General features: G+C 47.3%; 16 protein-coding genes. 14 read left to right on the top strand and 2 right to left on the bottom strand.

Features of this window, described 5'->3' with window-relative positions; all coding sequences use genetic code 11:
- Nucleotides 1-717: 717 nt before the first annotated feature.
- From ACYVR3_RS12800 to ACYVR3_RS12735, 14 genes are all read left to right on the top strand, one after another.
- Complete coding sequence (locus tag ACYVR3_RS12800; protein WP_461244568.1) at nt 718-1188, top strand: PH domain-containing protein; 471 nt, start codon at nt 718-720, stop codon at nt 1186-1188.
- Nucleotides 1178-2641 carry a PH domain-containing protein gene (locus ACYVR3_RS12795; protein ID WP_461244567.1) on the top strand — a complete coding sequence of 488 codons (1464 nt, stop codon included), beginning with the start codon at nt 1178-1180 and terminating at the stop codon, nt 2639-2641. The genes ACYVR3_RS12800 and ACYVR3_RS12795 overlap by 11 nt, the downstream gene beginning before the upstream one ends.
- Before the next feature lie 21 nt (nt 2642-2662).
- A complete protein-coding gene (locus ACYVR3_RS12790) occupies nt 2663-3178 on the top strand; it encodes a GNAT family N-acetyltransferase (protein ID WP_461244566.1) in 516 nt (171 codons plus the stop codon).
- 426 nt (nt 3179-3604) lie between these two features.
- Nucleotides 3605-4264, top strand: coding sequence for an amino acid ABC transporter permease (locus ACYVR3_RS12785; RefSeq protein ID WP_054736235.1), 660 nt, complete (start codon nt 3605-3607; stop codon nt 4262-4264).
- The gene (locus ACYVR3_RS12780) at nt 4245-4934 is read left to right on the top strand and encodes an amino acid ABC transporter permease (RefSeq protein WP_057152371.1); all 690 of its coding nucleotides are present in this window, start codon (nt 4245-4247) and stop codon (nt 4932-4934) included. The genes ACYVR3_RS12785 and ACYVR3_RS12780 overlap by 20 nt, the downstream gene beginning before the upstream one ends.
- On the top strand, nt 4927-5667 hold the full coding sequence (locus tag ACYVR3_RS12775; protein ID WP_054736212.1) for an amino acid ABC transporter ATP-binding protein: 741 nt from the start codon (nt 4927-4929) through the stop codon (nt 5665-5667). The genes ACYVR3_RS12780 and ACYVR3_RS12775 overlap by 8 nt, the downstream gene beginning before the upstream one ends.
- A gap of 403 nt (nt 5668-6070) precedes the next feature.
- On the top strand, nt 6071-6931 hold the full coding sequence (locus ACYVR3_RS12770; RefSeq protein WP_461244565.1) for a transporter substrate-binding domain-containing protein: 861 nt from the start codon (nt 6071-6073) through the stop codon (nt 6929-6931).
- Between the two features lie 210 nt (nt 6932-7141).
- The gene (locus ACYVR3_RS12765) at nt 7142-8269 is read left to right on the top strand and encodes a GGDEF domain-containing protein (RefSeq protein WP_461244564.1); all 1128 of its coding nucleotides are present in this window, start codon (nt 7142-7144) and stop codon (nt 8267-8269) included.
- A gap of 213 nt (nt 8270-8482) precedes the next feature.
- The gene (locus tag ACYVR3_RS12760) at nt 8483-8977 is read left to right on the top strand and encodes a transposase (protein WP_461244563.1); all 495 of its coding nucleotides are present in this window, start codon (nt 8483-8485) and stop codon (nt 8975-8977) included.
- Nucleotides 8932-9894, top strand: coding sequence for an IS3 family transposase (locus tag ACYVR3_RS12755; RefSeq protein WP_461244570.1), 963 nt, complete (start codon nt 8932-8934; stop codon nt 9892-9894). The genes ACYVR3_RS12760 and ACYVR3_RS12755 overlap by 46 nt, the downstream gene beginning before the upstream one ends.
- Nucleotides 9895-10702: 808 nt before the next feature.
- Nucleotides 10703-11143, top strand: coding sequence for a universal stress protein (locus ACYVR3_RS12750; RefSeq protein ID WP_054736219.1), 441 nt, complete (start codon nt 10703-10705; stop codon nt 11141-11143).
- A gap of 321 nt (nt 11144-11464) precedes the next feature.
- On the top strand, nt 11465-12367 hold the full coding sequence (locus tag ACYVR3_RS12745) for an AraC family transcriptional regulator (RefSeq protein WP_461244562.1): 903 nt from the start codon (nt 11465-11467) through the stop codon (nt 12365-12367).
- 314 nt (nt 12368-12681) lie between these two features.
- Nucleotides 12682-14169, top strand: a complete 1488-nt coding sequence (locus tag ACYVR3_RS12740) for an MFS transporter (protein WP_461244561.1) — start codon at nt 12682-12684, stop codon at nt 14167-14169.
- A 392-nt stretch (nt 14170-14561) separates the two neighbouring features.
- Nucleotides 14562-16178: a glycoside hydrolase family 43 protein gene (locus ACYVR3_RS12735; protein ID WP_461244560.1), complete on the top strand. Its 1617-nt coding sequence runs from the start codon at nt 14562-14564 to the stop codon at nt 16176-16178.
- Between the two features lie 910 nt (nt 16179-17088).
- Here ACYVR3_RS12735 and ACYVR3_RS12730 read toward each other — a convergent pair.
- The gene (locus tag ACYVR3_RS12730) at nt 17089-18705 is read right to left on the bottom strand and encodes an APC family permease (protein ID WP_461244559.1); all 1617 of its coding nucleotides are present in this window, start codon (nt 18703-18705) and stop codon (nt 17089-17091) included.
- A 131-nt stretch (nt 18706-18836) separates the two neighbouring features.
- Nucleotides 18837-19340, bottom strand: a complete 504-nt coding sequence (locus tag ACYVR3_RS12725; RefSeq protein ID WP_461244558.1) for a universal stress protein — start codon at nt 19338-19340, stop codon at nt 18837-18839.
- Nucleotides 19341-19376: the final 36 nt, after the last annotated feature.

Below are 19376 nucleotides of genomic sequence, written 5' to 3'. Positions count from 1 at the left end.
CGAGTCTTCAATTCGTCCCCGATAATTGGCGGTTGTTGAAAGTTCGTCAACAACCACCAATTATCGCGACACAGCATATACCTAGCCGCTGACCCCCATCTTACATTGGCACAATTCGGCGCTATTGTAGACCATCTCAAGTGCTTAACTGGACGTCATGCTACAGTATGACAGCGATTGATGTTAACTCGGTAAACAGCACAATCGGTCATCAGTCGTCATTTACGTGATGAACAAGTTTAACCTGAACATTGACTCAACTCGCTTAAACGTACTGTTACTTGATGCGTTACGTTGCCATTCAACACTTGCTGAGATGCTTGCAATTGTCAGCGTACGACAGTTTGGCCCTTCATGATAAATTTTCGGGAGTGCGGTCCCGATGCCGAAAGCCCGCAAACAAGAGGTCGGTCAGAAAATTGGGCTCAGTCGTGAAATTTCACTTAGCTGGTGAACTTCTAGCTTAGTGAAAGGCCGAATTCTGAGACGTGTTTTTCGGCTCAGAATCGTGCCCACGGCGTTCCAGCCCAAATTTTCTGACCGACCGGTTGTATCCACAATATCAGCCATGATCAAACGCGCTAACGAAGCCAAATTTTGCAAACTTCGCACACTGTCGCTGGACACAAACGACAGTATAGAAAAGGTAGCAATCCACCCTAGATTCAGGTACGCTATTACTGGGATTGAAACAAACGATTAACAGGAGGAACACAGATGATAGGGGAAGCTTTACCGAAGCAGATTAAAACCGTGTGGCGGATCAGTGCCGTTGGGTCACTGATCTTTGGCGCGGTGATTACTGGGGCATTATGGCTGGCAACGCATTTTTGGCACTGGCCGGCGTGGATTTGGTGGTTAGTTGCCGGATCGACCATCGTGGAAGTCGTCGTGGAATTGGCAATTGTGCCGTACCGATACCACTTTTGGCGTTATCAGATTTCGGCGCGAGACGTTGAGATTCAATCGGGATTTTTCTTTCGCAAACAAACGGCGATTCCAATCAATCGCATTCAAAACGTTACGTTAGCAGCGGGGCCGATTTTGCAGTGGCAACACCTGCAGACGGTCAACATCGAAACGGCCGCAACAACCCATAAAATCGAGTCCGTACTACCTGAAACCGCAGCTCAGTTGAAGGAGCAGATCATGACCTTAGCACTGGAGGCGACGCCGCATGACGACTAAGCGACTCCACCCACTGGCCATTTTGCTGTTTTGGTGGCGTGATTTAGCGGGGCTAGCGTTCATCTTCGTGATTTCGGCGTCTGGGTTATGGCATTTAGGCTTATTTTGGTTTCTGCTCGTTTGGGGCAGCGTCATCGCGCTCGATTTAGTGCGGGCAGTGGTCAAATACTGGTGGTACCGCTACGACCTCGGCGAGCAGGCGATTACGATCAACACGGGCATCATCTTTAAAAAGCAGGTCCACGTGCCCTATACGAGGATCCAAACGCTGCAGTTGAAGCAGTGGTTCTTCATGCGGCCGTTCAAGTTAACGTCGGTTAGTTTGGAAACGTCGGGCCAATCACACGATAAGGCGGAGGGCGAGTTGCCGATGGTCACGCAGACAGTCGTGGATCAGCTACAGGCGCTGGTGAAGGGACAATCCGTTCCTAGTGTGACGACTGAATCGACTGGGGAGGCGTCAACTCAGACAACGCCCAAATCGATTGCTGAACCGACAACCGATACAACTTACCGCATTAATTGGTCGGACCTCAACACCTACGCCTTAACGTCCATGGGCGTGATTCCCAGCCTACTTGGGGTGCTTTGGCTGTACGACAAGCTAGATGATTTAGTGCCGGATAAGGTACTTAACAACGCGTTTAGTAACGTTGCTGCTTTAGGCATTTTGATGCTGGTCGGGTTGATCATGGTTATCCTAATTTTCGGTATTGTTGTTAGCTATTTAACGATTATTCAGCGTTACTATCATTTCCAACTAAGCAAACAGGGGCAGCGATTGGTGACTGAAAAGGGCTTTTTCCAGCGAAATACCATTTCAGCTAATGAAAGTCGGGTTCAGACCGTCATCGTGAGCCAGACCATTTTGCGGCAACTATTGAAATTAGAGTCGATCCAACTCGTGTTGGCGTCATCGGCTTCGGAAAAAGAAGACGGAAAAAACCTCGTCTTGATGCCGGTACTCAACCAGCGTCGATATGCTGAAATTCACCGGTTTATCAACTGGGTACCGCAAGAGCGGCCAGTCATGGAGCGCATTTCGTTTAGCGGTCGTTGGCGATTGATTCGCAACGCCTTGTTGGTGGCGCTGGTACCCACTGTGCCCATCATCTGGTTCTTACGACCGTGGGGCTGGTTAGCGTTGTTGTTAGTGCCATTAGCGATTCTTTTAGGTCTCTATGCGGGTCACAATGTCGGCCTTTCCGTGCTGAGCGACCAGTTAGTCGCCCTTCAAACGGGTCACTGGTTTGAGCGGGAAACTTACTTGGTACCAAAGCGTCGAATCCAATCAGTGGTGCTTGTTCAAACGGTTTGGATGAAACGGGCGGGGTTGGCCCATTTGCGGTTAAATGTGCGGCACGGTGACTCGAATCAGGAAATTGAGGTTCGGTTTGTGCCTTATCAGTCGGCCCAGCGGGTGTACGATTGGTACCGACAAGCAAATGATTAAGGAACGAAGGTTAGTGAAGTCATGACAACTGAAATTAGACGTGCCGAAGCAACGGATCTCGCGACGTTGAAACAACTCAGCATCACCACGTTTGCGGATACTTACGGTGCTTACAATACTGCTGAAGATCTTGAAGACTACTATCAAGCAACTTACAATGATGCTCGCTTAATGACTGAATTATCAAGCGCAACGACTGGGTACTACTTGGTTTATCAAGATGATCAGTTAGCGGGGTATACTAAATTAAATATTGATGAGTCTCAGTCGGAAGCAAAGGGCCCAGCTTATTTGGAAGTGGAACGGATCTATGTGCTACCAGCTTTTAAACGGTCGGGGATTGGGCGTCACCTGATTGAATTTGCTGAAACTCGGGCACGAGAACTTGGCAAAACCCGTGTCTGGCTAGGTGTTTGGGACCAAAATGACGCTGCTCAAAAGTTCTATGGTCGAATGGCGTTCCGGAAAACCGGCGAGCACGTTTTCAAATTGGGTACGGATGAACAGCGTGATTTTATGCTTGAAAAGAAACTCTGATCGTGCTACTTGACAAATGTCTTCTAGTCAATTTATAATGAATCGCGTAAGTTGCCATTTAAATTTCATTTTTTAGGTTATGAACAAGAAGAGTAAGTGGATCGACTAGTAACAGAAAACCCCGGTAGATGAGAAGGGGCTAGTTGGACCAACGAAGTGCGCTTGTTCGCGTATGATCTGCTGTAGCGTTCCCAAGGGCGCGTTACAACCGTCAGGACCCGTTATCGTCCCGGACTTGAATACGAGTCAGAGTATGGTTGAATACCAGGGTGGAATAGCGATTTTTTGTCGTCCCTATCAGTTTGTCGAAAACTGGTGGGGACTTTTTTATTGCCCGGAACCATTGATCTGACAACAAGTTGACGGAATGAAATTAAATGGTCATTCAAATTATTTTTGGTTAAAGGAGGTACCACACTCATGGGAATTAGCTGGCAAGTGATCCAGCAGAGTTTACCAGTTTTCGAAAAGGGACTGGTCCTCACGCTATGGTTATCCCTGATCGGTATCATTGGCGCCATTATCGTGGGCCTCGTCTGTAGCCTACTGCAGTATTTCAAAGTACCCGTACTCCACCAAATCGTGTCGGTGTACGTGGAAGTGTCACGAAACACCCCGTTGCTTGTGCAATTATTCTTCCTGTACTACGCGTTTCCAGTGTTTGGCTTTAAGATGAACGCTGAAATGTGTGGCATCGTCGGCCTGATCTTCCTTGGTGGGAGTTACATGGCCGAAGGTTTTACCGGTGGTTTCAACGGCGTCAGCAAGACTCAGGTTGAAACGGGGAAGGCAATTGGCCTGACGCGTGGCCAGTTAGCACGCTACGTGGTCTTCCCGCAAGGTTTTGCGTTAAGTGTGCCAGCGTTGGCAGCTAACATCATCTTCTTGATCAAGGAAACCTCGATCTTTACGGTGATCGCCATTCCAGAACTGACCAACACCGCGTTGGATCTGATCGGGATGTACTACCGGTCAAACGAGTACCTGCTTGTGCTGGTCGTGGGTTACGCGATCATTTTGATTCCGTTGTCGATTCTACTCACCATTCTAGAAAAGAGGGTTCGTTATGGCGCATTCGGGAATTAATGTTTTATTCGAAGGCCGGAACCTGGCCCGGTTGTTTGGTGGTTTATGGACAACGATTGAGATTGCCGCGATTGCGTTGGTATTAGGCTTGATTCTCGGCGTTGTCCTTGGGGTTTTACGGACCTTTAAAAACCGGCCGTTACGCTTTATTCTTCGGTTGTACTTGGAGTTCTTCCGAATTGTGCCGACCGTCGTGTTGTTGTTTTTGTTTTACTACATTTTGCCACGACAGATGGGGGTTAACCTCCCGGCAAACGAAGTGGCCATCCTGGTATTTGCCCTCTGGACCGCCGCTGAAATGAGCGATATTGTCCGAGGTGCCTTGATCTCGGTCCCGCAACATCAACGGGAATCAGGGTTAGCGATTGGTTTGGGCCGCTGGCAACTTTACCGGTACGTGTTGATTCCACAAGCCGTCGCGTTGGAATTACCAGCCACCATCAACTTAGTGACCCGGGTCATCAAAACGACGTCGCTACTAATGTTGATCTCCGTGATGGACGTCATTAACGTGGGTCAGCAGGTGGTTGAAGCCAATGGGCAAAAATACCCGACCGGCGTCTTCTGGGTTTACGGCATTATCTTTGTGATGTACTTCGTCATCGATTACCCGCTGTCATGGTGGGCGAAACGGATGGATAAGAAGAGATTGGAGCGTGCAAATGGCTGAGCAAATTTTAAGCGTCGCGCATTTGGAAAAATCTTACCAAAAGCGCCACGTGTTACACGATATTAACTTCTCCATTGCGAAGGGCGAGGTGGTTGCGTTACTCGGACCATCCGGCTCTGGGAAGAGTACCTTGATCCGTTGTTTAAACGGGCTGGAAGAGTACCAACAAGGCACGCTGACCTTTAACGGTGAAGAAGTGACGCCAACCGAAAAAAACTGGCAGCAGTTACGTCAAAAAATCGGCATGGTGTTTCAAAGTTACGACCTCTTCCCAAACTTAACGGTGCTGGATAACATCTTACTGGGACCAGTTAAGGTGCAGCATCAATCACGAGAAGAAGCGAAGGCAACGGCCGAAAAGCTACTGGATCAAGTTGGGTTACGTGAGTACGAAAATAGTTATCCACGGCAACTCTCAGGTGGCCAAAAGCAACGGATCGCTATTGTGCGGGCGTTGGCACTAAATCCAGAATTGATGCTGTTCGATGAAGTCACCGCATCACTGGACCCAGAAATGGTCCGCGGCGTCCTCAACATCATCACGGAGCTGGCGCAGGACAGCAATATGACGATGATCGTGGTCACCCACGAAATGAACTTCGCCAAGCAAATCGCCGACCGGGTGCTATTCCTGGAAGACGGTAAGATTTTGGAACAAACGCCAGGCAAGCAGTTCTTTGAAGACCCACAAACGGATCGGGCGAAGGCGTTTTTGGAGAGTATGGACTTTTAGAGTGTGGAACGAAGCGGTTAGAAGGTGGAGTGTAAGGGGCTACGGGTGAAAGCCCCGGGCTTGGGGTTTTACCCGTAGCCCCTTACATGCAACCTTCTGCTTCGTGGAACACATTTCGGCGCGGTAGCCTGAAAGCACCAAAATCGGCAAACTGCATCATATAAGTAGTAAGCGGAAATTTAAAGCTTAATTAGCGCCGAAACCAAAGTAGCCTGAAAGCACGTCGCCAGAATCACTTAGTAAGGGGCAACAATGAGGTGAAAGCCCCGGACTTGGGGTTTTACCCGTAGCCCATCACCACCAACAATCGGTAAGCCTCAAACAGCCTACCAGCACCACTCAAACTTAGGGAACCAACTATAAAAACAGCAATCATATCTAACTATATTTAGGGGGATTCACAATGAAGAAATTTGGATTTAAGAAATTCGCCGCATTACTCGGCGTCGTTGCCGGCTTGTCACTGGTATTAGCCGGTTGTGGGAGCAACAGCAGTAAGTCAAGTTCATCGTCATCGTCAAGCGACAACCAAAGTACGGTTCAAAAGATCAAGAAGCGTGGGACGATTCGCATCGCCGTATTTGGCGACTTGCCACCTTACGGCTGGGTTAACAAGAACGGTCAGCGGGTTGGATATGATTTGACGTTAGCACGCAAGGTTGCTAAAGACCTTGGTGTGAAGGCTAAATTCGTTCAAGTGAACGCCAACAACCGGGTGGACGCCTTGAACTCAAACAAGGTCGACATGGTTTTGGCTAACTTCACGGTAACGCCAGAACGTAAGCAAGTCGTTGACTTCGCTAACCCATACATGAAGGTTTCCGTTGGGGTGGTTTCAAAGAAGTCGAACCCAATCACGAAGGCTAGCCAATTAAATGGTAAGAAGTTGATCGTGACCAAGGGGACGACTGCTGAAAACTACTTTACGAAGCAGTCTGGTGTTGATCTGTTGAAGTTTGATTCTAAGACGCAACAATTTAACGCCTTGAAGAACGGCCGTGGCGCTGCCTTGGCGGATGATAACTCATACCTGTACGCTTGGGTTAAGAACCAACCTAAGTACACCGTTGGCATCAAGTCAATCGGACCAAAGCAATACATTGCCCCAGCCGTTAAGAAGGGGAACAAGTCATTGTTGAACTGGACGAACAAGGAAATCAACAAGTTGACGAAGAACAGCTTCTTCGAACAAGACTACAATAGTCAATTGAAGCCATACTTCGGTTCAGAAGTTAAGCCAAGTGACATTATCATTACTAAGTAGTTGAAACGTTAAATGGAACCGCAGTTTTGCCAGTGATGGTGGGACTGCGGTTCTTTTTTGATGAAATTAGATTTGGTTGCACTTAAAAGGAAACTGGAATCAACAAGTACTGCTAATACCATAATACAATTTGAATGCGATAGACTATTGCACAACAAATTAGTGCATGCGTATAATAAAGCTAACGTGTCAAGTTAGGGGGGTAAATTCGTGGCAAAAATAATGATTTTTGCGAGCTTTATTAGTATCTTTTTTGATATCGGCTTTATCGGTGGTCTCCAACGTCTGATGCATTTATTGGACCTTGACGTTGAGGGAAATAATCCACATCCGTGGCGAACTGAGCTGATTTACACCCTGTATTTTTGGGCAGTCACAGTCGGGTTGTTTCTGTTGGCCACCGCTGGGCATAACGACATGATCAACATGATGGTGTTCAACTTTCAGTTCATTTTATTACTCAGCTACGTGAACGCGTTGAAGACCCGTTTAAACATTTTCCTAGCGGTCGTTGGTGATCTGATTCTTCTGACGGCAATAACGGGAATCGTTGACTGGGTGATTGGGTTACTTTTTGTCGTTTACATGGTTGGGTTGTGGCTTGAGCGACGCTACTTCTTCCCATTTGATGAACATCCCGTGGTCATTTTGATTGGCAAAGCAATCATGGGCATTCTATTCTGGGGCGCACTGGCAATGAGAGTATCAGTAGTGGCTAAATACTTCTGGGCATTTCTCGCCAGTTACTTCGTAATTTCAGCCATCTGTTACGGCTACATGGTGCTTGTTAGGCGAGAACACGTGGATAACATTCAAGACGCGCGAAACGTGCATTTTGACGGTCTGACGAGTGCCCGAAACTGGTTGAGCTTCCGTCAGAATTTGGATGAGTACTTTGAAGGATCCAACGCGGAACTTAGCGTGATTGCGATGGATATCGACTACTTTAAAGCAATTAACGATAATTACGGTCATCTGGTGGGTAATCGGACCTTGATTGAATTCTCAAAACACGTCCAAGGGTTGTTAGATGACGTGGCACCCAGTTCTCGATTATACAGAACGGGGGGCGAAGAGTTTAACGTCTTACTGCCTAATACGCCGTTTGACGTGGCCCAACAAGTGGCCCAAGAAATTGCGGCTGGGATCAAAGAACTGACGATTACAGCAGACGACGGCCGCACCTTCCACATTACCGTTTCCATGGGTGTCACGGCGAGAAAGTCTTCTGACATCGACGCCATGGGCATCTTTAAGCGTGCGGACCACTATCTATATCACTCGAAAAAGAATGGTCGTAATCGGATTACGATCAGTAACGATGGCGACACCATTTAAAATTATTGATGAAAGCTCTGCCGGTTGGTGGGGCTTTTTTGTTATCGTTTGGGTCTAGCGTAAGCATGTTTAGTTTGTGAAATTCAGTGATTCTGGTTTTACATAGTGGAATGATGCCGCGGGAGGCTCCGGCGCTATGCGGGGACTGGAACGCAGTGGCGGGCCTTGAGGTCGGCCCCCAACCTTGGACAGTCAGCCATTGGAGGCACAGTCATGTCAACGTATTCGTATGAAACTAAATTAGGCATCGTAGGTGAATATTTAGAAGGAGAAAACCTTCAGAGTTTGATTAAAAAGTATCACATCAAGCGTGCTAGTACCGCCCTAACCTGGGTGAAAAAATATAAGCAATTGGGGGTGATTGGGCTTCAACCACACGTTGGTAATCAAAGAAAGTACACAGTTGAATTTAAGCAACGTGTATTAAAGTGGAAGTCTGAAAACAAGGCCACGAGTGTGGATACGGCCAAACACTTTCATGGTGTAGGCGAGTCCAGTATTCGTAAATGGGAAGCGCAGCTAAAGCGAGATGGCATTGCGGGACTTGGCCAATTGAAAGGACGAGCCGCCACGAAACCCAAAAAGAAGCTCTCAAAGAAACGTAACCAGAGTGAATTAGAAAGACTGCGACAAGAGAACCTAGACTTACGTATGGAGAATGAATTCTTAAAAAAAGTGAGGGCCTTGAATCAGAAAAAGCGCAACTAAAGCGTAGCGTAATATCTAAAATACTCACTCGGATAACGAATGATTTAAGGCAAAAATATCACGTTTCATTGAATCGAGTTTTGAAGGTCACTGGTTTGGCCAGAAGCACCTACTACTACGGGTGTCAGCATCTTGATGATATTGATCAACAGGATGATCCGGATCTGTTAACACTTATCCATCAGATTCACACTCAGGAACCAAAATATGGTGCTGAGCGGATTACTGATGAACTGCATAATCGGGGACATATCATTAACCATAAACGGATTTTACGTATTACCCGCGAAAATGGCTGGCAGGTCCTCAATTATCACAAAAGTACTCATCAGTACCATTCGTACGTTGGCGAAGTTGGATCCATCGCACCTAATCGACTACACCAACACTTCATTACTGATCGACCGCTACAAAAGCTCGTTACTGACGTCACTGATATTCGTTGGGGAAACCAGACTCTTAAAGAACGACTATTTTTATCGCCAGTGATGGATCTCTATAACGATGAAATTTTAGATTTTAATATTAGCAGCCATCCCACAGTAGATTTTGTATTAGACCCAGTTAAACGGGTTTTGAATAACCTTCCTAACCTGCCATACCGTACCACGCTGCATAGTGATCGCGGTGTTCAATATCAACATAGTAAATGGCGCAAGGAATTACGGCGTCATCGTGTATTTCAAAGTATGTCCCGTCTGGCGACGTGTCTAGATAATGCACAAATGGAATCATTTTTTAGTGTTTTAAAAGCCGAACTAGATACCAAAAATTATCAGACTAAGGAATCTTTAATAAAGGCCATTAAGGTTTGGATCAATCATTACAATACTGTAAGAATCAAACACCATCTTGGTGGAAAATCGCCAGTCGATTTTCGAAAATCAGCTGCAATAAATCGTCCAGAACTAGTTTAAATATCGTCCAACTTGGCGGGGCGGGTCCACCTACGAGCTAGGAACGGAAGAAGACCACTTCCGTGCCGGATCTCTCCGGACCCGCGTATGACTAAGGCACTCGCACCCCGAACCCCACGGGGCACGACTGCCCAAGTCATACCGACACTGCTGAGCCCCGCGCGCCTCCGCCTCCCGCTATATGGTGCGCTGTCGGTAATCACGACGCTGACCGTCACATTCTGAAGTTGATGAAACTGCATGATGGCAGCGCTGGATGGTAACTCGACAACCACAATAAACGATTGTGGTTAATGTTCAGTAACTACACTGAATCAACGATTGCGTGATACTAAAATCTGGCAGTTGTCGAATCAACGTTAGTCGTTGCAATCCGTGATTAACCGTGCAGTTAAGCACTTGAGATGATCTGCAATAGTACCGAATTGTGCAATGTGAGATGGAGGTAAGCGGCTAGGTGTATGCTGTGTCGCGATAATTGGTGGTTGTTGATGAACTTCCAACAACCGCCAATTATCGGGGACGAATTCAAGCCTCGCACGGGTTTCGGCGAGGCTTGAATTCGAGGGCTGAGACCGCCCTTCGGCTCAGGCCGGCCCCACAGCAGGAACCTAGCCGCTTACCGGAATCGACAGTTCGCGCAAATCATCGTATTTCACAAACTAACAGCAAGCTGGACACAAACGTAAGTCAAAACGGATACACATAGCGCACACATCAATTTCTTGGTACAATTAAACCAGTCAAAGTTCGTTGTACCATTGGTTAACCAAGTCACACAATTGCATGGGCAAAGGAGTTACGGAGAATGGAACTAGATCCGAAGAAGTTTAAGCATATCTTAGTCGGGGTCGATGATTCGCCAGATGCGCAGTTAGCGTTTCGGTATGCGATGAACCGGGCGAAAGCTGACGATGCTGCGTTGACGATCACGTCGATTTTGGAATCAGAAGAGATGAACGTTTATCAGGCTTTGAGTAAGGACTTTGTGCATGGTAAGCGTGATGAGTTGGAGAAACACATTTTAGGTTACCGGGATCTCGCATTGCGTTTCGGTATCAAGAACGTTGATGCGATTATTTCGGAAGGTGATCCGGGTGAAACCATCATTAAAGAGATCATTCCGGAAGTAAAACCCGATTTATTGGTCATCGGTTCATTGGCCAAGACCGGTTTTCGGAAACGGTTTGGTTCACAGGCAGCCTATATGGCCAAATATTCACCGATTTCAGTGTTGGTCATTCGTTAAAAAAAGTCGCCGAATTTATCCTAATGAATTCGGCGACTTCTTTTTGTTGTCAATTAAGTTTTCAAATGCCTTAATTAATTTTGTGAAAATAAAAACATGGTTTTCATGAATCAATTTAAATTGAAAATAATTAGTGATTGAAGTAGTAGTTGTTAGTAATGGATAACTAATTGGTCATATTTTAACTAAAATTAGTCACGAATTGGGTAATTGTAATCGACTAGTCAATCATCATTTTAGTTGACTAATGAATAAAAATTGAATATGATATGGGTAATATAGGATTATTCTGTAATCCGGTCTAAGGGTGGTGGGTTCATCGTGAAACAGTTTGTATCGTTACCGGTTGTGGAGTCGAGTTTATACCTATTCGGTGGGCATCAACGAACCGTTCCAGGTGGTTGGCAGTTTTTTGAACAGAAACACCAAGCATTTGAGCTAATGTGTATTGTTGCGGGGCGACAAACGACGGAGATCAAGGGATTAGCGCCGTTTGATTACGGTCCTGGTGATGCGTTGATCATTTCACCGGGGACCCTGCATACGAATTTTAACTCCAGTGCAACGGCAGATATGACTTATATTTGCTTCCATTTCAACATTGAGAGTCTGGAACTAAAATCGGAAATCATTGGTAATTTGGCAAACACGGTTATTCCGGCAGATACGCCAATTGCGAAACTAGCGTTAGAAACGGCCCAAAAGATGGTTGTCGATAGTGATGACACGGGGCTTAATAAGGAACAGACTAAGATCAAGATTCAGATTACGCTATTGGAGTTCTTGTATGGGTTGATGACCAATATGGCGGACTATCGCCAAGCCAACGCTAAATATTCAGAACGGGAAGCCAAAATTAGCCGAGAAATGGCAACGCTAATTGAGGAAAATGTGGAACAACAACAGGTGCCACTATTTTCATTTGGCGATATTTGTCAAAAATTGGGCATTAGTAACGGCTATGGTCACCGGACGTTTAAGAAGGTTTATGGTGTAACGCCGCTTCACTTTATTGAAGAACAGAAGTACCGGAAAGCGAAGCTACTATTAGGTTCACCGGAGTATTCAGTTGAAGAAATTGCGGATCTGATGGGGGCCAGCAGCATCTCGAATTTTAGTAAGCAATTCAAGAAGTGGTCAGGGGTTACTCCTAGCAAGTATCAACGCCAAATCATTGGCAAACGAACGGTTCGAACGGTTAAAGAAAGTGGCTATTTTGAATAAAATAGTCAACTTAAATGAATAATAATACGAAGATGACGTTGATCATGGATATCCGATCAATGTCATCTTTTTACGTAAATGGTCACTATTTAACTAAAATTAGGCAGAAACCAAGCTAGTTAACTTAGGTGAAACCGATTACACTTGTACTTGTAACAAGCTAGCTTGTCGTTAATTGTTTAAAGTAGATTGAAGTTGAGGACGATTTTTGGCGATTAATTTTTGTGAGGTATTGCACTTTTATCGATACTTGGTTGCGCTAAACGACCAACCAATACAATCGTCTTCTAAGTCGCAGATTGGAGGAAACAATTATGGCATCAGTGCCTAAGCAAGATGACGTCATTGAACAAAATGACGAATTCGCCAAGTTATCTTGGCGTGAACGAATTAGTTACGGGGCAGGGGACCTTGCCCAAAACCTGATTTTCGGGACAATTGGTTCCATGCTGTTGTTCTACCTGACCACTGTTTACGGAATTTCAGCCGCTGCCGGCGCCACCATCTTCTTGGTTGTGCGTTGGATCAACGTTTTCTGGGATCCATGGGTTGGGGCGTATGTCGATCGTCACAACTTTAACCCTAAGGTTGGTAAGTACCGGCCATTCCTAGTTAAATATGGGATTCCATTGACGATTTTGTCAGCTTTACTTTTCTTACCAATTCCAGCCCTTCGCGGGAACATCCTGTACGCCTTCGTTGCATACATGGCAACCGCAATGGTTTACTCATTGGTTAACATCCCTTATGGTGCCTTAAACGCATCATTAACTCGTGACAACGACGAAGTTTCAACGTTGACCACGGTCCGGATGACTGAAGCTAACATTGGTAACTTGATGGTTTATACATTCTTACCATTGTTCGTTCAACTCGCTTCACCAGACAAACAATTGAAAGATATTGGTTTCTTCGGTATCAAGTTACACCTAGGGAACTACGCTTCACCACACGCTGGTGGCGCTTACTTCATGGTTATGGCCATTTACATGGTTATCGGTTTCATTATGTTGATGTGTACTTACGGTGGTGTTAAGGAACGGATCTTACCTACCAAGGAAGAATCAGACGCTGTTAAATACAGTGACTTGTTCAACGAATTAAAGAACAACAAGCCACTTCAAATTTTGGGTCTGTTCTTCTTGATCGGTTTCACGTTCATGTTCTTTGGGAACACTGTTTGGGCCTTCTACATGCAATACAACGTTGGTCACCCAGAATGGATGGCTTCAATTAACTTGATCGGTTCAATTCCTGGTATCTTCTTAGTATTCTTATGGCCAATCGTTCGTAAGAAGATTGGTAAGAAGGGCTTCTTCTACCTCTTCTTATGCCTGTTCATCGTTGGTCAAATCGTTATCTGGATCTGGGGCATGCCTGGTTTCAAAGACCAAACTGCTTTGGGTTACATCGGTCGTTTCTTGCAACAATGGGGCTTAACTGCCGCAACTGGTTACATGTGGTCAATGGTGCCAGAAGTCGTTTCTTACGGCGAATACAAGTCAAAGAAGCGGGTTGCTGGTATCATCAACGCCATCATGGGTCTGTTCTTCAAGATTGGGTTGGCTTTAGGTGGGATCATCCCTGGTTACATCAACGCCTTTACGCACTTTGACGGCGCCGCAACCACTCAATCAGCTTCAGCTTTAGCTGGTATCCAATGGTCAATGATTTGGATCCCAATCGTGTTGGCTGTCGTAGCGATGTTCATCATGAGCCGTTACCCACTGACTGATAAGCGGATTGCTGAAATCAACGTTGAATTGGAAGCAGATCGTAAGGCTAAGTTGGCTAACAAGTAAAAGTAATAGAGTGTGAAACGAAGCGCTTAGAAGGTGGAGTGTAAGGGGCTCATGGGTGAAAGCCCCGGGCTTGGGGTTTTACCCATGAGCCCCTTACATGCAACCTTCTGCTTCGTTGAACACGTTTCGGCGCCGCAGCCGAAAACCAGTTCCGAGGCCAATCATTCAATATGACTAACCCCCGAAACAGGCAAATCAAAAGTGGCGCCGAAACCAACGCAGCCTGAAAGCACGTCGCCAGAATCGCTCAGTAAGGGAAACCTCTCTTACACGCAACTGGCAAACAGCAGTAACCAACCGCTACTGCTGCCACAAAGCACCACAATTTAAATTTGAGATACAATCACAACTCACATGCATCACCATCAAAATCGAAATAGGAGGAATTTTTCATGAAGATTCAAAACCCCGTTTTACACGGTTTTAACGCTGACCCTAGCATGATTCGCGTCGGTGACACGTACTACATTGCCAACTCAACCTTTGAATGGTTCCCTGGCGTTCGGCTCCACGAATCCAAGGATATGGTTCACTGGAACCTGTTGCCATCACCACTGTCAACGACCACGTTATTGGACATGAAGGGTAACCCAAGTTCTGGTGGGATCTGGGCACCTGACTTGAGCTACGCTGACGGTAAATTCTGGTTGATCTACACCGATGTTAAGGTGACTGAAGGTGCCTTCAAGGACATGACCAACTACTTGACTACCGCAACCGATATCAAGGGCCCATGGACTGACCCAATTCGGGTTAACGGGGTTGGCTTCGATGCCTCCTTGTTCCACGATGATGATGGTCGCAAATACTTGGTACAACAAACTTGGGATCACCGTGAATACCGCCACCCATTTGATGGCATCACGTTGACTGAATTTGACACCGATACCATGAAGTTGAAGCCTGAAACTGCTCGGACCATTTACGATGGGACTGACGTGAAGTTGGTTGAAGGACCTCACTTGTACAAGATCGACGGTCAATACTTCTTGTTTGCTGCTCAAGGCGGGACCGTTTGGACCCACCAAGAAGTCGTTTCTCGTTCAAAGACCTTGGATGCCCACTCGTTCGAAACTGAACCTGGCGATCCATTCATCACGAACTTTGACACGCCTGACTTGGCCATCCAAAAACAAGGTCACGGTGCTTTAGTTAACACCCCTGGTGGCGAATGGTACTACGCTTCATTGTGTGGTCGTCCATGGCACCACGATACTGAATCCGTAACTGACCCTCGCGGCTGGTGTACTTTAGGTCGTGAAACTTCAATCCAAAAGGTTGAATGGGACGACCAAGGCTGGCCACGTGTTGTTGGCGGTCACGGTGGGACTGTTGAAGTTGACGCACCTAAGGATGCTATCTTAACGGAAGCACCCGCAAACGGCGACCAACACGACGAATTTGACACCCCTGAATTGAACCTTGAATGGAACACTTTACGGACACCATTCAACGCTGAAATGGGTTCATTCGGCGATGGCAAGTTGACCTTGATTGGGAAGCGTTCATTGGCAAGTCGTTACGACGTTTCAATGATTGCCCGTCGTTGGCAAGCCTTCAACTTTGATGCTGAAACCAAGGTTAAATTCGATCCATTTACGTACCAACAAATGGCTGGTTTAACCAACTTCTACAACGACCAACACTGGTCATTCGCCTTCATCACTTGGGACGAAAAGAAGGGTCACGTCATCGAAGTCGGTGAAAACAACCGCGGCGAATACACTTCATACTTGAAGGACGATGCTGTTGCCATTCCTGAAGGTACTGAAAATGTATGGTTCAAGGTTAAGGCACGGACTCAGTCATACACGTACGCTTACTCATTTGATGGCACAACTTGGCACGATCTTGTTACCTTAGATGCAGCCGTTCTGTCAGATGACTACGTACTTCAAACTTACGGTGGCTTCTTCACCGGCGCCTTCGTTGGTTTAGCTGCTGTCGATTACAGTGGTTACGATCAACCAGCTGAGTTTGATTACTTCGACTACAAAGAATTAGACTAAGCTCTAAAGATGAATACTGATTCGGGCTCATCTGGGGATTTGAGTTTGAATTGAAACAGCGCACCTACCACGATTTGTGGCGGGTGTGCTGTTTTCGTTTACGCTTGTGTCCAGCGTAAGCATGTTTAGTTTGTGAAATGATTCTGGGTTTAGATAGTGGGAGGATGCCGCGGGAGGCTCCGGCGCTATGCGAGGCTGGAACGCAGTGGCGGGCCTACGAGCTAGGAACGGAAGAAGACCACTTCCGTGCCGGATCTCTCCGGACCCGCGTATGACTAAGGCACTCGCACCCCGAACCCCACGGGGCACGACTGCCCAAGTCATACCGACACTGCTGAGCCCCGCGCGCCTCCGCCTCCCGCTACATGGTGCGCTGTTGTCAACCAGAACCGCTGACTGTCACATATTGAAGTTGACTAAACTGTGTACCGGCAACGTTAGACGATAACTCGACAACTACAGAAACAATTGTGGTCAATGTTCAGTAACTGCAATAGACTAACGGTTGCGTGATGCCGAGCTTCATCAGTTGACCGTCACGTCTATGTTGATTTGATAAGATGACGTTACCGTTCAACGCGTTTTGAGATGTTCTGCGATAGTGCCGAATTGCGCAATGTGAGATTCCGGTCAGCGACTAGGTGGAAGCTGTGTCGCGATAATTGGTGGTTGTTGACGAACTTCCAACAACCGCCAATTATCGGGGACAAATTGAAGACTCGCACGGTTTTTGGCGAGGCTTCAATTTGAGGACTGAGACCGTCCTTTGGCTCAGGCCGGCCCCACAGCTGGAACCTAGTCGTTGACCGGAATCGTCAGTTCACACAAATCACATCAATGATGCTTACGCTGGACACAAGCGTAAGAAAAAGTCCCTAACGTTTTATTAGGGACTTAAGTAGCAATTCAATTAATCATTTTCCGAAGCAATCTGTTCCGCTTCGTCGTTCAGTTTCTCCGCTTTATGGAAGTCTTCAGTCACCACGTAACTCTTGATGCCCCAGTAGTAGAACCCAAGGGAGGCGATGATGATGACCACGAAGTCTAACGGGTAAGGAAGCCAGTTTAAGCCGTTGAACTGGTGGCTGCCGATGAAGGACATGATGGAGATGAAGACCAAGTAACCGACCATCCAACCGCTGGCTTTGAACGCCTGAGCGGTGGATTTGAAACCGGCTTTCCACTCGTAGTAGAAGTAGAAGGGCAGGCCCAATAAGATGATCAAGATGACTTGAACGGTGGTTGGCCACATTGCCCAGTAGGTCGCTAGTGATGCCAAGACGAAGGACAGTGGGGCGATCCATGGCAAATGCTTCAGGCGAATCGGCCGGAACAGGTTAGGTCCCATCTTTCGGAGCGACACGGCGGTAACGGGCCCCGTCAGGTAAGCAATCAAAGTGGCGGTGGACAGCACCGTTGCCAAAACGGCCCATGAGCGGAAGACGGAGACCATCACCATACTGAGAATCGTGTTGACCAACATGGCGACGCGGGGAATCCCGTATTTTAAATTAATCTTACCCAAGAAGCTTGGGACGTGCTTGTTGCCTTCCATGGCGAAGAGCGCCCGGGCGGTGTTGGCCACGAAGGAGACGCCGGTTCCGAATGGGGAGACGAAGGCGTCCATGTACAATAGCACCGAAAGCCAGTGAATGCCCAACAGAATGGCCATATCGGCAAATGGTGAGTTGAAGACGATGCCGTGCCAACCGGTGGCGGCAATCATCTTCGGTGGAATTGCCGTGATGAAGGTACTTTGCAGGATAACGTAGAGCACGCCACTGATCAGCAATGAGATCGTAATCCCACGGCCGATATTTTTCTTCGGGTGTTCAATTTCGCCACCCATGTTGATGACCGTTTGAAAGGCGTCAAATGAGAAGATGATCCCAGCCGCAGAAGTTGCGGTGAAAATTGGCGCTGACCCGTACGGCATGAATTCACTGAGCGAGGTCCCGTAGTTACCGGGGTGGAAGCCAGACATGGTCAACATGACGATGGTCAGTAGCGGAATCCCGATTTTAAAGACCGAAATCAGACTGGTAAATCGGGTTAAAATCGTCACGGACCAGTAGTTTAATAGCGTAAAAACGATAATGAAGCCGAACACCACGAATAAGCCAGACGTGGTAATGACGCCGTTGCTAAGAAAGTGGTGCGTCCACTTGGCCCATGACCACGGCCAGGTACTCATGTACTGAACGGCCGCGACGGCTTCGATGGGGATCAACGTGATCAGTGACACCCAGTTGGCCCAAGCGGCGATGAAGCCGAGTAGGGAACCGTGCGAGTACTGCGCGTATTTACTCATGCCCCCTGATTCCGGGAACATGGCGCCGATTTCGACGTAATCGTAGGCGATGCTGCCGATAACGAGGCCCCCAATGACCCAGGAGATGATAGCGGCCGGGCCAGCAATCTTAGTGGCTTCCCAAGAGCCGAAGAGCCACCCGGAACCGATCAACGATCCCAGGGCCAGCATGACCAGCTGGAACAGGTTGATTTTCTTGATATTATGATTTCCCATGAAGTTCCCCCTACGGTAGTGTGTGTGCTATGTACAAAGGAAACGAGTATGGGCTAACGGTAAACGAACGCTACCAAGTCGGTAACGCCCGTAACTGCAGGCCGTAACTCGTTCCATCAATAAGACTAAGTTTAATGTTCAGTGGTGCGGAACGGACTTTCCGGTTTTTCACCGGGCTTGTTAGCGAGGTTGGTGCGAACAACGAGCACGTCGCAACTGGCATTGTGGGTCACAAAGTCAGTCACGGAACCAGTGACGACCCGTTCCAGGGCGTTCATCCCGGTAGCGCCCATCATCACTAAGTCGTTTTGGTGATCTTGCGTGAAGTCAAAAGCGATGACGGTCTTCGGGTTACCGAAGCGGATGTGGGTGCTGATGTCGGTTAAGCCGTATTTGGCCTTAATTTGGTCGGTAAGTTCCGCCAAATAGTCCGTCGCGTCTTGAACCAACCGGTTGACGATGTCGCCGTTGTTGACGAGGCCACCGTAGTAGTTGGTTTGGTGCGTGTCGATGACGCTCAGCAGGTCGAGGTGGGCGTGGTTTCGTTTGGCCACGGCCACCGCCTTAGCGAGCGCCAGTTCCGCAAACTTAGAGGTGTCAACGGGAACTAGGATCGAATGGTAGTTTAAATGCATAGTGGTAACTCCTTTAGTAACTGAATAGTAGTAACG

The organism is Secundilactobacillus muriivasis (assembly GCF_054785195.1).
Note: the sequence above shows the minus strand (reverse complement) of the source record. Positions and strands in the feature narration are given on the sequence as shown.

What these genes read in the sequence shown, in the direction of transcription:
- ACYVR3_RS12795 (WP_461244567.1), top strand. Translation starts at nt 1,178, where the DNA reads ATGACGACTAAGCGACTCCACCCACTGGCCATTTTGCTGTTTTGGTGG.
- ACYVR3_RS12780 (WP_057152371.1), top strand. Translation starts at nt 4,245, where the DNA reads ATGGCGCATTCGGGAATTAATGTTTTATTCGAAGGCCGGAACCTGGCC.
- ACYVR3_RS12775 (WP_054736212.1), top strand. Translation starts at nt 4,927, where the DNA reads ATGGCTGAGCAAATTTTAAGCGTCGCGCATTTGGAAAAATCTTACCAA.
- ACYVR3_RS12730 (WP_461244559.1), bottom strand. Translation starts at nt 18,705, where the DNA reads ATGGGAAATCATAATATCAAGAAAATCAACCTGTTCCAGCTGGTCATG.
- ACYVR3_RS12735 (WP_461244560.1), top strand. Translation starts at nt 14,562, where the DNA reads ATGAAGATTCAAAACCCCGTTTTACACGGTTTTAACGCTGACCCTAGC.
- ACYVR3_RS12770 (WP_461244565.1), top strand. Translation starts at nt 6,071, where the DNA reads ATGAAGAAATTTGGATTTAAGAAATTCGCCGCATTACTCGGCGTCGTT.
- ACYVR3_RS12760 (WP_461244563.1), top strand. Translation starts at nt 8,483, where the DNA reads ATGTCAACGTATTCGTATGAAACTAAATTAGGCATCGTAGGTGAATAT.
- ACYVR3_RS12800 (WP_461244568.1), top strand. Translation starts at nt 718, where the DNA reads ATGATAGGGGAAGCTTTACCGAAGCAGATTAAAACCGTGTGGCGGATC.
- ACYVR3_RS12740 (WP_461244561.1), top strand. Translation starts at nt 12,682, where the DNA reads ATGGCATCAGTGCCTAAGCAAGATGACGTCATTGAACAAAATGACGAA.
- ACYVR3_RS12725 (WP_461244558.1), bottom strand. Translation starts at nt 19,340, where the DNA reads ATGCATTTAAACTACCATTCGATCCTAGTTCCCGTTGACACCTCTAAG.
- ACYVR3_RS12750 (WP_054736219.1), top strand. Translation starts at nt 10,703, where the DNA reads ATGGAACTAGATCCGAAGAAGTTTAAGCATATCTTAGTCGGGGTCGAT.
- ACYVR3_RS12790 (WP_461244566.1), top strand. Translation starts at nt 2,663, where the DNA reads ATGACAACTGAAATTAGACGTGCCGAAGCAACGGATCTCGCGACGTTG.